At 64.8% G+C, this 12,127-nt stretch carries 13 protein-coding genes; 12 read left to right on the top strand and 1 reads right to left on the bottom strand.

The window, feature by feature from the left end; all coding sequences use genetic code 11:
- The first annotated feature begins 72 nt into the window (after positions 1-72).
- From rpsH to H8S61_RS11775, 12 genes are all read left to right on the top strand, one after another.
- Positions 73-471 carry a 30S ribosomal protein S8 gene (gene rpsH / locus H8S61_RS11830; RefSeq protein ID WP_154333787.1) on the top strand — a complete coding sequence of 133 codons (399 nt, stop codon included), beginning with the start codon at positions 73-75 and terminating at the stop codon, positions 469-471.
- A gap of 16 nt (positions 472-487) precedes the next feature.
- Positions 488-1,030: a 50S ribosomal protein L6 gene (gene rplF / locus H8S61_RS11825; protein ID WP_160942739.1), complete on the top strand. Its 543-nt coding sequence runs from the start codon at positions 488-490 to the stop codon at positions 1,028-1,030.
- 36 nt (positions 1,031-1,066) lie between these two features.
- The gene (gene rplR / locus H8S61_RS11820; protein ID WP_154333789.1) at positions 1,067-1,435 is read left to right on the top strand and encodes a 50S ribosomal protein L18; all 369 of its coding nucleotides are present in this window, start codon (positions 1,067-1,069) and stop codon (positions 1,433-1,435) included.
- 15 nt (positions 1,436-1,450) lie between these two features.
- A complete protein-coding gene (gene rpsE, locus H8S61_RS11815) occupies positions 1,451-1,978 on the top strand; it encodes a 30S ribosomal protein S5 (RefSeq protein WP_154333790.1) in 528 nt (175 codons plus the stop codon).
- Entirely contained in the window at positions 1,978-2,169 is a 192-nt protein-coding gene (gene rpmD, locus H8S61_RS11810) for a 50S ribosomal protein L30 (protein WP_154333791.1), read from the top strand. The genes rpsE and rpmD overlap by 1 nt, the downstream gene beginning before the upstream one ends.
- Positions 2,170-2,313: 144 nt before the next feature.
- Complete coding sequence (gene rplO, locus H8S61_RS11805; RefSeq protein WP_160942740.1) at positions 2,314-2,763, top strand: 50S ribosomal protein L15; 450 nt, start codon at positions 2,314-2,316, stop codon at positions 2,761-2,763.
- Positions 2,757-4,037 (top strand): preprotein translocase subunit SecY, encoded by a 1,281-nt coding sequence (gene secY, locus H8S61_RS11800; RefSeq protein WP_154333793.1) that lies wholly within the window; start codon positions 2,757-2,759, stop codon positions 4,035-4,037. The genes rplO and secY overlap by 7 nt, the downstream gene beginning before the upstream one ends.
- 234 nt (positions 4,038-4,271) lie before the next feature.
- Positions 4,272-4,898, top strand: coding sequence for an adenylate kinase (locus tag H8S61_RS11795; protein ID WP_101723114.1), 627 nt, complete (start codon positions 4,272-4,274; stop codon positions 4,896-4,898).
- Between the two features lie 95 nt (positions 4,899-4,993).
- The gene (locus H8S61_RS11790) at positions 4,994-7,171 is read left to right on the top strand and encodes a glycosyltransferase family protein (RefSeq protein ID WP_186939124.1); all 2,178 of its coding nucleotides are present in this window, start codon (positions 4,994-4,996) and stop codon (positions 7,169-7,171) included.
- A gap of 71 nt (positions 7,172-7,242) precedes the next feature.
- Entirely contained in the window at positions 7,243-7,971 is a 729-nt protein-coding gene (gene nagB / locus H8S61_RS11785) for a glucosamine-6-phosphate deaminase (RefSeq protein WP_160942742.1), read from the top strand.
- Positions 7,972-8,023: 52 nt separating this feature from the next.
- Positions 8,024-9,148 (top strand): N-acetylglucosamine-6-phosphate deacetylase, encoded by a 1,125-nt coding sequence (gene nagA / locus H8S61_RS11780; protein ID WP_186939123.1) that lies wholly within the window; start codon positions 8,024-8,026, stop codon positions 9,146-9,148.
- Between the two features lie 267 nt (positions 9,149-9,415).
- Positions 9,416-10,828 carry an L-cystine transporter gene (locus H8S61_RS11775; protein WP_186939122.1) on the top strand — a complete coding sequence of 471 codons (1,413 nt, stop codon included), beginning with the start codon at positions 9,416-9,418 and terminating at the stop codon, positions 10,826-10,828.
- Here H8S61_RS11775 and H8S61_RS11770 read toward each other — a convergent pair.
- Positions 10,825-11,982: a GGDEF domain-containing protein gene (locus tag H8S61_RS11770; RefSeq protein ID WP_186939121.1), complete on the bottom strand. Its 1,158-nt coding sequence runs from the start codon at positions 11,980-11,982 to the stop codon at positions 10,825-10,827. The genes H8S61_RS11775 and H8S61_RS11770 overlap by 4 nt on opposite strands.
- Between the last annotated feature and the right edge of the window lie 145 nt (positions 11,983-12,127).

Raw genomic sequence — 12,127 nt, 5'->3', positions numbered from 1 at the left:
TCAGGCGGAGGCGTTATGGGCGCCGACGAACCGAACCGCTAGGCTCATCACGGACCAAAGGAGAAAATCACTATGACCATGACCGACCCCATTGCAGATATGCTTACGCGCGTGCGTAACGCTAACTCTGCCGGCAAGCCGACGGTTTCCATGCCGTCGAGCAAGAAACTTGTCGAGATAGCCCGCATCATGCAGGAAGAGGGCTATGTCCAGGGCTACGACGTCGTCGAGGGCGAGCCGCGCGCTACGCTCGAGATCACGTTGAAGTACGGCGACAAGAAGGCCAAGACGATCCGCGGCATCAAGCGCATCTCGAAGCCCGGCCTGCGTATCTACGCGGGCAAGGACGAGCTGCCTCGCGTGCTCGGCGGCCTCGGCACGGCGATCATTTCGACGAGCAACGGCGTGATGACCGATCGCGACGCCCGCAAAAAGGGCGTTGGCGGCGAAGTCATCGCCTACATCTGGTAGGAAAGGGAGGTTTGATATGTCTCGTATCGGCAAACAGCCCGTCACCGTTCCTGCCGGCGTCGATGTGACCATCGACGGCAACACCGTGACGGTGAAGGGCCCGAAGGGCGAGCTCACGCGCAGCTTCCCCTCCATCATGATCATCAAGCGCGAGGGCGACGACGTCATCGTCGAGCGTCCGGACGACACCCGCGAGGCGAAGGCCTACCACGGCCTCGTGCGCACGCTCATCGCCAACATGGTGGAAGGCGTGTCCACGGGCTTCACCAAGAAGCTCCAGCTCGTCGGCGTCGGCTACCGTGCCGCGCTCAAGGGCAAGGACCTGGAGCTGCAGCTCGGCTTCTCGCATCCGGTTTCCATCGAAGCCCCCGAGAACATCACGTTCGAAGTCCCGAGCCAGACCGAGATCATCGTGTCCGGCCCGAGCAAGGAGCAGGTCGGCCAGGTGGCCGCCAATATCCGCAAGTGGCGCAAGCCTGAGCCGTACAAGGGCAAGGGCATCCGCTACGAGGGCGAGCTCGTGCGCCGTAAGCTCGGCAAGGCCGCTAAGGGCGACTAAGCGTAGCCGCGAACGATTGAGATCGAAGGGATTATCATGAACAAGCTTCAGAAAAAGCAAGCTGCGCTGGCTCGTCGCCATCGTCGCGTTCGCGGAAAGATCGCCGGTACGGCGGCCCGTCCCCGCGTGTGCGTCACGCGCAGCAACTCCAACCTGTACGTGCAGGTGATCGACGACGTCGCCGGAAAGACGATCTGCGGCGTTTCCACGCTCGGCCCGGACTTCAAGGCTACGGGCAAGAACGGCGCGACCGTCGAGGGCGCTGCCGCGCTCGGCGAGATCGTGGGCAAGAAGGCGCAGGAATCCGGTGTCACGGAAGTCGTGTTCGACCGTGGCGGCAACCTGTATCACGGGCGCATCAAGGCTTTGGCCGATGCTGCTCGCGAAGCAGGCTTGAAATTCTAGAAGGGGTTAAGGTCTATGGCTCGTAACAAACAAGACAACGCCGCGGTCCCCGAGCTTCAGGAACGCGTCGTCTACATCAACCGCGTGTCCAAGGTCGTCAAGGGCGGCCGCCGCTTCGCGCTTACCGCGCTCGTGGTGGTCGGCGACGGCAACGGCCGCGTCGGCGTGGGCATGGGCAAGTCCCAGGAAGTGCCGATCGCCATCAAGAAGGGCGTCGAGGACGCGAAGAAGAACATGTTCAGCGTGCCGCTGACGGCCGAGAAGACGCTGCCGCATGAGATCATCGGCGAGTACGGCGCCGGCCGCGTGCTCATCAAGCCGGCTACGCCCGGTACCGGCGTTATCGCCGGCGGCGCGGCCCGTGCGGTCATGGAGCTCGCCGGCGTGACCGACTGCTTCGCGAAGTCGCTCGGCACCGACAACGTGATGAACGTGGTCAAGGCCACCGCCGAGGGCCTCAAGAGCATGGAGAGCCCCGAGCAGGTCGCGGAGCGCCGCGGTCTGTCCGTCGCTCAGATCTACGGCTGGAAGGAGAAGAACTAATGGCTGACGCAAAGAAGACGCTGCGCATCACCCAGGTGAAGAGCTCCATCGGCTACAAGGAGGATCAGGGCAAGACGCTGCGCGCCCTGGGTCTCGGCAAGATCAACCGCACCGTGGACCAGGTGGACAACGAGTCCGTCCGCGGCATGATCTTCAAGGTGAAGCACCTTGTCAAGGTCGAGGAAATCTAGGCTTTTGCTTTATAGCAAGTAAGATATAATGATTCATCGGCGTGCCGCAACGGCGCGCCGATGGTCGATTTACGGAAGTTTGCTGGCGGCGAGCTGCCAGCGCCGGGATGCGTCCCGGACAGCGAAAAGAAGGAGAATCACAACATGGAACTCAAGGATCTCAAGCCGGCTGAAGGTTCGCGCAAGCCCCGCAAGCGCGTGGGTCGCGGTCCCGCGTCCGGCACCGGCAAGACGGCCGGCCGTGGCATGAACGGTCAGAAGTCGCGCGCTGGTGGCGGCAAGGGTGCCGGCTTCGAGGGTGGCCAGACGCCGCTCGCTCGTCGTCTCCCCAAGCTCCCGGGCTTCAAGAACATCAACCACGTGGAGTACCTGCCCGTCAACGTGAAGCGTCTCGAGGAGCTCTTCGAGGCCGGCGACGTGGTGAACGGCGAGAGCCTCAAGGCCAAGGGCGTCATCAAGCATGAGGACGCGCTCGTGAAGGTGCTCGGCGACGGCGAGATCACGAAGGCCCTCACCGTGCAGGTGGATAAGGTGTCTGCTTCGGCCAAGACGAAAATCGAAGCAGCTGGAGGAAAGGTCGAAGAGCCTTGCTAAGCTCGATCATCGATGCATTCAAGGTACCGGAGCTGCGCAAGAAGATCTTGTTCACCCTGGCCATCCTCGCGCTGTATCGTTTCGGCGCGTACGTGCCGGTGCCCGGTATCCCGTTCAACGAGTTCGCGAACTCGTTCCAGGACTCGGGCGTGTCCATGACCATGCTCGACCTGTTCACGGGCGGCGCGCTGTCGAACTTCTCGGTGTTCTCGCTCGGCATCATGCCCTACATCACGGCGTCGATCATCATGCAGCTGATGCAGGGCGTGATTCCCGCCATCGGCCGTTGGGCCAAGGAGGGCGAGACGGGTCGTCGCAAGATCACGCAGATCACGCGCTACCTGACGCTGGGCCTCGGCCTGATCAACGCCGTGGGCTACCTGCTGCTGTTCAAGTCGCCGCAGTACGGCGTGGTGTTCTCGACGGCCGTGCCGGAGGTTCTCACCGACGTCCTCGTCGTGTTCACGCTCGTGGCGGGCACCGCGTTCATCATGTGGATGGGCGAGCTCATCACGCAGCGCGGCATCGGCAACGGCATGTCGCTCATCATCTTCGTGAGCATCGTGTCGCGCGTGCCGAGCGCCATCTTCTCGTCGATGAACCTGACGGCGGACACGGGCATGGGCATCGCCATCACGGTGCTGACCCTGATCGTGGTGCTTGCCTGCATCCCCGCGATCATCTTCGTGGAACGCGCGCAGCGCCGCATCCCGGTGAACTACGCCAAGCGCGTGCAGGGTCGTAAGATGATGGGAGGCCAGTCCACCTACATTCCCCTCAAGGTGAATGCGGCGGGCGTCATCCCGATCATCTTCGCGAGCTGCCTGATCTACTTCCCGGCGCAGCTGGCGGCCCTGTTCAACGTGGACTGGCTGACGGCGGTGGCCGACGCCATCTCCACCGGCTGGGTCAACTGGATCCTCACGGTGGTGCTCATCGTGTTCTTCGCGTACTTCTACACCTCCATGGTGTTCAACCCGGAGGAGACGGCCGACAACCTGCGCAAGCAGGGCGGCTTCATCCCCGGCGTGCGCCCGGGCACGGCGACGGTGACGTACATCAAGAACGTGCTGCATCGCGTCACGCTGCCCGGCGGCATCTTCATCGCCGCCATCGCGGTCGTGCCGACGATCATCTTCTACTTCACCGGCAACACGCTCATCCAGGCGTTCGGCGGCACCTCGATCCTCATCATGATCGGCGTGGCCCTCGACACCATGAACAAGGTGGAAAGCCAGCTGAAGATGCACAACTACGACGGCTTCTTCAAGTAGGGAACCGTACAAGCGTGCAAGAAGGGGAGGGCCTGCGGGTCCTCCTCTTTCGTTCTTGGCGCAAGATTCTCCCGGGGATGCCCGCATCGCGCGCCAGAAGGGAGAATGCCCCCTCTGGTCGAGGTCCCTCCGTTTTCCGGTGGTCTTCCGTGTTTTTGGGTCGGCGATAGTTTCCGGTGCGGGGCTTTGGTACAATACGGCGCATCGATTGTATGTCGAAAGGATTGAACCATCATGAATATCGTGTTGTTGGGGGCGCCGGGTGCCGGTAAGGGCACGCAGGCGGCCAAGCTGGTCGAAGAGTTCGGTACGCCGCATATCTCCACGGGCGACATGCTCCGCGCCGCCGTGAAGGCCGGCACGCCGTTGGGCCAGAAGGCGAAGTCCTACATGGACGCGGGCGATCTCGTGCCCGACGACGTCATCATCGGCCTCGTCACCGAGCGTCTGCAGGATCCGGATACCGAGAAGGGCTTCATCCTCGACGGCTTCCCGCGCACGTCCGCCCAGGCGGTCGCGCTCGACGCCGAGCTGTCCAAGCTGGGCCGCCCGCTCGACGCGGCGCTGCTCGTGGACGTGGACCCCGAGGTCATCGTCAAGCGCCTCACCTCGCGCCGCATGTGCCGCGACTGCAACTACATCGGCACGGCAGCCGACGAGACGTGCCCCAAGTGCGGCGGCGAGATGTACCAGCGCGACGACGACAACGAGGCCACGGTGCGCAACCGCCTCGACGTGTACGAGAAGTCCACGGCGCCGCTGATCGACTACTACCGCGGCTGCGATCTGCTCGTCTCCATCGACGGCGACCGCGACCCGAACGTGGTGTACGGCGACGTGAAGCAGGCGCTGGGCCTGTAAGGCGCGCCGCGCGCGGCTTTTTGCACGCAATCTTGAAGGCGGATGGGGCTTGAGCTGCCCCCTCCGCCTTTTTTCATCTATAATTCTTTACCATTATGCCGACCGTACGCCAGAACATAGCCTATGCCTATACCGGCTTCATGAGCAGGCACCGCCCGGCGGTGATCCACTTCGTCAAGAGCGCGCTCGTCATCGTGGCGATCTCGCTTCTGCTGGAGACGTTCCTGTTCAACATCAACTATTTCACGTCGGCGAACTACAACACCATCTCGCTGAACGACAAGCTCACCTTGCAGGAGACCACCGACGACCAGTACAAGGTGACCGCGGTGAACCACGTGCTGGAGTTCTCGAACCTCAACACCGAGGTGCACAACGTTTGGCTCAATTTCGACTACCTGCAGCCCGCGCAGGAGCTGACGGTGAAGATCCAGTTCACCGACGACGCGCACCACACGTACTTCGACTCCACCGAGTACACGGTGGGCGTGCCGGAGGTGGGGGTGTCCACGTTCAGCGACCAGAGCGAGTACATCAACCTCAACACCACGGGCCTCGTGAAGAACCTGCGCATCGAGATCACCGGCGACGACGTGAGCTATCCCATCAAGCTGAGCGACGTGTGCATCAACGCACACCACCCGTTCGACTTCAACACGACGCGCTTCTTCGTCTGCGTGGGGCTGCTGGCGCTCGTGTTCGCGTTCCGCCCGCGCTCCGCCATCTACCGCATCGGCATCGTCAGCGAGCCGCGCAAGTCGAAGGCCGCCATCATCGCCACGGTGGCCATCGAGGTGTGCCTGCTCAGCTCGTTCATGTTCCTGGGGTCGAACCTCGTGGGCGTCGCCACGCAAAGCTACAACAGCGGCTCGTGGGACGGCAAGAGCCTCATCAACACGTTCGAGGTGGGCGGCGACAACGCGCAGCAGTACGCGGAGCTTGCGAAGGCCATGGCGCACGGGCAGCTGTACCTGGAGGAGGAGCCGCCGCAGTGGCTGCAGGACTCCAACGACCCCTACGACAAGGGCGCGCGCGACGAGATGCAGAAGGAGACGGGGGAGTCCTACCTCTTCGACGTGGCGTACTACGAGGGGCACTACTACGTGTACTTCGGCGTGGTGCCGGTCATCCTGTTCTACCTGCCGTTCTACCTGCTCACGGGCGCGAACTTCCCCACGGCCATCGGCGTGCTCATCGCGGTGGTGGCCTTCGTGCTGGGATGCTCGGCGCTGCTGGACCGGTTCGCGCGCTACCACTTCAAGCGGGTGAGCCTGGGGCTGTACCTGCTGCTGCAGATACCGCTCGTCATGTGCTGCGGCGTGCTGTACCTTCTGAAGTTCCCGACGTTCTACTCGCTGCCCATCGCGCTGGGCCTGGCGTTCTCGGTGTGGGGCCTGTACTTCTGGATGAAGGGGCGCGCCTCGGCGGGGCCCGAGAAGTGGTACCTCGCGGGGTCGCTGTGCATGGCGCTCGTGGCGGGCTGCCGTCCGCAGCTGCTCGTGCTGTCGCTGCTGGCCTTCCCGCTGTTCTGGCGCACGTACATCACGAAGCGCCGGCTGCTCACGCCGCGCGGCGCGCGCGAGTTTGGCTGCCTGATCGCGCCCTACCTCGTGGTGGCCGCGGGGCTGATGGCGTACAACCACGCGCGCTTCGGCTCGTTCACGGACTTTGGCGCGAACTACAACCTCACGGTGAACGACATGACGAAGCGCGGCTGGAACGTCGGCCGCCTGGCCCCGGCGCTGTTCGCGTACTTCCTGCAGCCGCCGAGCGCGACGGGCGTGTTCCCGTACCTGCAGCCGGCCCCGTTCGACACCACGTACATGGGGCAGACCATCAAGGAAGTCACCTTCGGCGGCATCTTCGCGTGCCTGCCGGTGCTGTGGGTGCTGCCGTTCGCGCGTCGCATCCTCAAGCTGCGCATCAACCAGCGCTCCACCCGCACCATCGCGGGCGTCATCATCGTGCTGCTGCTGGGCGGCGTCATCGTGGCGCTCGCCGACGCGGAGATGGCCGGCATCCTGCAACGGTACTTCGCCGACTTCAGCTTCATGTTCCTGGCGGCGGTGGTGCTGCTCGTGTTCATCGTGAACGAGAACTTGAAACCGGGTTCCACCGCGCAGAACCTGCTCATGAAGGTGCTGCTCGTGCTCGTGGCCGTTTCGGTGCTGTACAGCACGCTGCTGTGCTTCGTGCCGGAAACGGGTTGGTACTCCGACGTGTACCCTTGGGCATATCGGAATATCATCGAAGCCGCGCAGTTCTGGACGTAGGTTCGCGTTCGCATCGCATCCGTATCCGCATGCGCATTTCCATCCGTTCGATCCGAGAGAAGAGAGGTTCTATGGAATTCATCATCGCCGACAGCACCGAGGATATGAGCCGCCGGGCGGCCGACCGCATCGCATCGTTCGTCGAGGCCGATCCCGCGTGCGTGCTGGGCTTGGCCACGGGCACGACGCCCATCGGCCTGTACGCCTGCCTCGTTGACGATTGCGCGCAGGGCAAGATCAGCTTCGCCGACGTCACCACGTTCAACCTGGACGAGTACCGCGGCCTCGATCCCGAGCACGATCAGAGCTACCGCTACTTCATGAAGAAGCACCTGTTCGACCACGTGGACATCGACCAGGCGCGCACGCACGTTCCCGAGGGCTCGAACCCCGACGCCGAGGCCGTGTGCGCGGCCTACGAGCAGGCCATCGAGGAAGCGGGCGGCATCGACCTGCAGCTGCTCGGCCTCGGGCCGAACGGGCACATCGGATTCAACGAGCCCGAGGACACGTTCCCGAAGGCCACGCATTGCGTCGACCTCACCGAGAGCACCATCCAGGCGAACAGCCGCTTGTTCGACCGCGTCGAGGACGTGCCGCGCCAGGCGTACACGATGGGCATCGGCACCATCATGGCCGCGCGCAGCGTGCTCGTGGTGGTGGAGGGCTCCCACAAGGCGGAGATCGTGAAGCAGGCGTTCTTCGGCCCCGTGACGCCCGAGGTTCCGGCGTCCATCCTGCAGTTCCACCCCGACGCCACCGTCATCGTCGATCCGGCGGCGGGCGCGCTGTGCAAGTAACGCGCTGCGCGATGCCGTCAGCGCCTGTGAGGCAATCATGGAAGGAGCGTGTATGCTCATAAAGAACGGAAGCGTGTTCAACGGCGAGGGCTTCGAGACGCGCGACGTGGCCGTGCGCGGCGACCGGTTCGCAGGAGCGGAAGCGGCCCCGGCCGACGGCGAAGTCGTCGATGCCGCGGGATGCTACGTGATCCCCGGGTTCGTCGACGTGCACTTCCACGGCTGCGTGGGAGCCGATCTGTGCGACGGCACCGACGAGGGCCTCGCCGCTATCGCCCGCTACGAGGCGAGCCGCGGCGTGACCGCCATCTGCCCCGCCACGATGACGTACCCCGAGGACGTGCTCATCGCCATCGTGAGCACCGCCGCCGCGCACGAGGAGGCTGCGGACGAGGCGGCGCTCGTGGGCGTCAACATGGAGGGGCCGTTCATCTCGCCCGACAAGATCGGCGCGCAGAACCCCGCGTACGTGCAGGTTCCCGATGCGGGCATGATGCGCCGGGTGCAGCAGGCGGCGGGCGGCCTCGTGAAGCTCGTGGACATCGCACCGGAGGAAGAGGGCGCGCTCGCGTTCATCGACGAGATGGCGGGGGAGATGCGCGTGTCGATCGCGCACACCACGGCCGACTACGACTGCGCCCGCGAAGCGTTCGAGCACGGCGCGCGCCAGCTCACGCATACGTACAACGCCATGCCCTCGCTGCATCACCGCAAGCCGGGCCCCATCCCCGCCGCGTTCGAGCGCGACGACGTGACCGCCGAGCTGATCGCCGACGGCGTCCACATCCACCCCGCCATGGTGCGGATGGCGTTCAAGCTGTTCGGTGACGACCGCATGATCCTCATCAGCGACTCCATGCGCGCCACCGGTTTGGAGGACGGGGAGTACGACCTGGGCGGTCAGAACGTCATCGTGCGCGGCAACCTGGCCACGCTGGCGGACGGGACGATCGCCGGATCGGCCACCGATCTGGCCTCGTGCGTGAAGTGGGCGGTGCGCGAGGCGGACGTCCCGCTGGCAAGCGCCGTCAAGGCCGCCACCGCGAACCCGGCGCGCGCGATCGGCATCGACGCCGATCGCGGCACCATCGAGGAGGGCAAGATCGCCGATGCGGTGGTGCTCGACGAGAACCTCGAGGTGAAGCACGTCATCCTGCGAGGCAACCTGCTGAAGTAGGCGAGGGGGGGGGAGCGACCCCCTGCCCGTCGAGGAGCCTCCCTTCTCCTTTGCGCCCGCGAACTCTGCGGGAGGAGTGGATTGCGCGGCGGGCGCAACCCACGCATTCCGCAGGTTGTCCCGCCGCGCATAGGTAAGGCGCACGGGGGAGCTCGGAACCCTACCGTTCGGTGACGCTCTTCCTTCGCGTTGGCGGCATTCGGGCGGCGGGGTTCGCTTGCATCCTATACTCTCCTTTTACGTTGAAGCAGAAGGAGAGGCAAGCCTATGTCGATGGATGTCGCGCTACCGACCGTCGGCGTCCTGGCGGTATTCGTCGCGCTGCTCGTCGTGCTCAAGATCATGCGCTCGAAGGGCCTGAGCTTCACGGTGCGGGTGTTCACCGCCCTCGGCCTGGGCATCGTGCTGGGCCTGGGAATCCAGCTGCTGCTCGGCCGCGACGGCGAGGCCGTCACGACGGCGCTCGACTGGATATCCATCGTGGGGCAGGGCTACATCGGCCTGCTCAAGATGCTCGTCATGCCGCTCGTGTTCGTGGCCATCCTCGGCGCGTTCACGCGCGCGGAGGTTACCGAGCACTTCGGGCGCATCGCCGCCGCGGTGCTGGCCGTGCTGCTGGGCACGGTGACCATCGCCGCCATCGTGGGCTGGGGCGCCACGGTGCTCACGGGGCTCACGAACGCGGGCTTCCTCGACGGCGCGACGCCCGATGCCGCGGAGCTGTCGTCGCTCGCCTCCCAGCAAGGGCAGGTGAGCGACCTCACGCTGCCGCAGGAGATCCTCTCGTTCATCCCCACGAACCCCTTCGCCGACCTCGCGGGCATGCGCTCCACGTCCACCATCGCGGTCGTCATCTTCTCGGCCATCCTCGGGGTTGCGTACCTCAAGCTGCGCGACAAGGACGGCGAGCAGGCCGACTTCTTCAAGCGCCTCGTCGACAGCCTGTACGGCATCGTCATGCGCGTGGTGGCCATGGTGCTGGGGCTCACGCCCTACGGCATCCTCGCGCTCATCGCGAAGGTGATGGCCACGAGCGACTACCACGCCATCCTCGGGCTGGGGAAGTTCGTGCTCGTGTCGTACGGCGCGCTGCTGGCGGTGCTGGGCGTGCACTGCCTCATCCTGCTGGCGAACCGCGTGAACCCGGTGACGTACTTCAAGAAGGCGTTCCCCGTGCTGAGCTTCGCGTTCGTGTCGCGTTCGAGCGCGGGCGCGCTGCCGCTCAACATCGAGACGCAGCATCGGGCCCTCGGCGTGGACGGCGCGTCGGCGAACCTCGCGGCCAGCTTCGGCATGTCCATCGGCCAGAACGGGTGCGCGGGCGTGTACCCGGCGATGCTCGCCACCATCGTGGCGCCCACGGTGGGCATCGACGTGCTGTCGCCGACGTTCTTCGTGCCGCTCATCGTCGTGGTGGCCATCAGCTCGTTCGGCGTGGCCGGCGTGGGCGGCGGCGCGACGTTCGCCTCGCTCATCGTGCTGGGGACGATGGGGCTGCCCATCGAGGTGGTGGCCGTCCTCGCATCGGTCGAGCCGCTCATCGACATGGGCCGCACCGCGCTCAACGTGAGCGACTCCATGGTGGCGGGCATCACCGCCTCGCACGTCACCGGCAACCTCGACCGCGCGGTGCTCCACGATCCCGAAGCGCGCGTGACCGCCGACGCCCACGTGGGCTAGCGCGCGCGATCTTCCATCGAACGCTTCGCCTTGGCCTCGTACAGCTCCCTGTCTGCGGCGCGGATGAAATCCTGCAGCGTGCGGATGCCGCTTTCGTAGCGAGCGCCGCCGACGCTGACGCGCATCTCGTAAGGTGCCCCCGCCTCCTCGTTGAGCTGGGCGAGCTCCGCGTTGAGAAGCGCGCTCGCCGCGACGGCGTCGCAGGTGCCCGGGGCGTCTTTCACGATGATGAACTCGTCTCCGCCGTAGCGCGAGAGGAAAGCCGGCTCCTTCGCGCTGAGGCGCCGCATGGCGTCGGCGACGCGTTGGAGCGCTCGGTCTCCCTCCACGTGCCCGTAGGTGTCGTTGATCTGCTTGAAGCGGTCGACGTCGATGATGAACAGGCAAAGCGTGCGCTCCGCGTCGCGATGCCTCATCTTCTGGGCCACGTACTTCGCCAGATGCGTCCGGTTGTTGAGCTGCGTGAGCGGGTCGAGCGAGATGTTCTGCTCCTGCATGTTGAGGTACACCCATAGCAGCGAGAACGTCATGCCGACGCAGGTGAGCGGCACGCCGGGCAAGGCGGCCTGCAGGCTGATGAACAGCAGGGGGAATATCGCGAAGTAGGTGAGCGTCAGATACTGGGAACGCAGCGCGAAGTTCTCCTTCTTGAACGCGTTGAGCACCGCGTGGACGGCCGTGACCGCGCCGTAGCCGTACACGATGGCGAACTGCACGTAGTACCCGTCTCCCCGCTCGTAGGCGCCGGTCTCGTCGATGGACAGCACCCAACCGGTCGCGGCGGACGACACGATGAGTGCGAACGAGATCATCAGCGGAATCGCGCAGATCAGCAGACCCCGGCGCGTGCGGGCGAAGCGCGAGCGCTGCACGCGTTCGGAGTAAACGAACCAGCAGTAGCTGGCGACGGTGGCGAGGAAGTAATAGGATGCGTTGATGAGGAAGCTGCCGAGGAATCCCACGTCGAGCGCATCGGTCATCACGAAGGTCCAAACGATGTCGAGCGAGAAGGCGGCGATGCCCGCGCAGAGCACCGCAACGAACCAGGTCTGCGTGTCGCGCGATTCGTTGCTCTTGGTCGCTTTGATGGCCAGCAACAGCAGGATGAGCACGCATAGTAGGTTCACTTCGATATACAACAACAGGGGTTGCACGAGCGCTCTCCTCGTTTGCGGGCTCTTGCACGGCGCGGCAAGCTTCGCATAGAAGTATACCGTATTCCTAGGAGTTGGAGGGGGCGCGGGTTCCGCAGGGGCTTTTGTCGGCGTTGCCGTCGTGCGGACGGAAAACGAAAAGAGC

The sequence above is a fragment of the Eggerthella hominis genome (assembly GCF_014287365.1).
Lineage (GTDB): Bacteria > Actinomycetota > Coriobacteriia > Coriobacteriales > Eggerthellaceae > Eggerthella > Eggerthella guodeyinii.
This window is presented reverse-complemented; position numbering and strand designations above follow the sequence as displayed.